General features: G+C 41.4%; 2 protein-coding genes. Both read left to right on the forward strand.

What is annotated here, in order from left to right; translation table 11 throughout:
- Positions 1-97: 97 nt before the first annotated feature.
- A complete protein-coding gene (locus HRJ06_RS22880; protein WP_174735234.1) occupies positions 98-526 on the forward strand; it encodes an HTH domain-containing protein in 429 nt (142 codons plus the stop codon).
- 59 nt (positions 527-585) lie between these two features.
- Positions 586-1,151: IS3 family transposase (locus HRJ06_RS22885; RefSeq protein ID WP_174735235.1), on the forward strand; the 566-nt coding region annotated here is incomplete at its 3' end.

A 1,151-nucleotide genomic window follows, 5' to 3' on the forward strand; every position in this document is an offset into this window, starting at 1 on the left:
TGAGCTATACCCCGTATAACGGACACTGATAAAAAAGTGTCCCTTATACGGGGTTTTTTGTGTTTCAATAGAATTATTGAGGGGACGGAGGAGTATCATGGGGAAGAATTTATATACCGATTTTCAGATAAAAGAACTTGAAAAGAATCCAAATGTTTTAAGTGCATCTGATCGTACTATTTCTTACAGCCGGGAGTTTAAGGTAAAGGCGATCGAAGAATACAAGGAAGGAAAGACACCAGTCCAAATCTTTATCGACCATGGTTTTGACCTTGTCTTAATTGGCAGAAAACAACCACAGAAGTGTCTACACCGTTGGCGTAAGACATATGACAGGTACGGCAAGGAAGGGCTTTTGGTAGAACGCAGAGGAAAAGGAAGTACCGGTAGGCCTTCTTCCAAATCTCTCTCCGCTGAGGAAAAACTAAGGAAGGCAGAAGCACGCATCAGGTTTCTTGAAGCAGAGAACGACTTCCTAAAAAAGCTCAAAGAACTAGAGAGGCAGGCGAAGAAGAAACGATTCTAACACCGGCAGAAAAATTTCATCTTATTGAAAAAACCATTGGAACTCATCAGTTAAAGAATATGGTTTCTTATCTGTGTGAACTTGTAGGAGTAAGCAGGAATGGATACTATGACTGGCTTAAAGCAGCTACCTCCCGCGAAGATCGGCTTGAACAAGATGAACAGGACATCAAATTGATCAGGGAGATATTCAACGGTAAAAACGGAAAGGTAGGCGCCCTCCAAATCAAGATGATTATGGAGAATGATTATTTGGTCATCATGAATCACAAAAAAATCAGGCGATTGATGGCAAAGTATGGGCTTGTGGCAAAGATCAGGAAAGCGAATCCATATCGGAAGATGGCCAAAGCAACGCAGGAACACCGTACCTGTCCTAATCATCTAAACCGTAAATTTGAACAGGATGAGCCAGGGAAAGCACTCCTTACCGATATTACCTATTTATATTATGGACAAGGCCAAAAAGCATATTTGTCCTGTGTGAAGGACGTCGCCACCAAAGAAATCCTTGCTTATTATTTATCAAGGTCGCTGCAAATGGATATTGTTTATCAAACGCTGAAAAAACTGGAGGATGCCTTAGATGGCCATTTTCATCCAGATGCCATATTACATTCCGATCA

The sequence above is a fragment of the Mesobacillus harenae genome (genome assembly GCF_013343715.1).
Classification (GTDB): Bacteria; Bacillota; Bacilli; order Bacillales; family Cytobacillaceae; genus Mesobacillus_A; species Mesobacillus_A harenae.

Coding starts and splice junctions, on each gene's coding strand:
- HRJ06_RS22880 (WP_174735234.1), top strand. CDS start 98: ATGGGGAAGAATTTATATACCGATTTTCAGATAAAAGAACTTGAAAAG.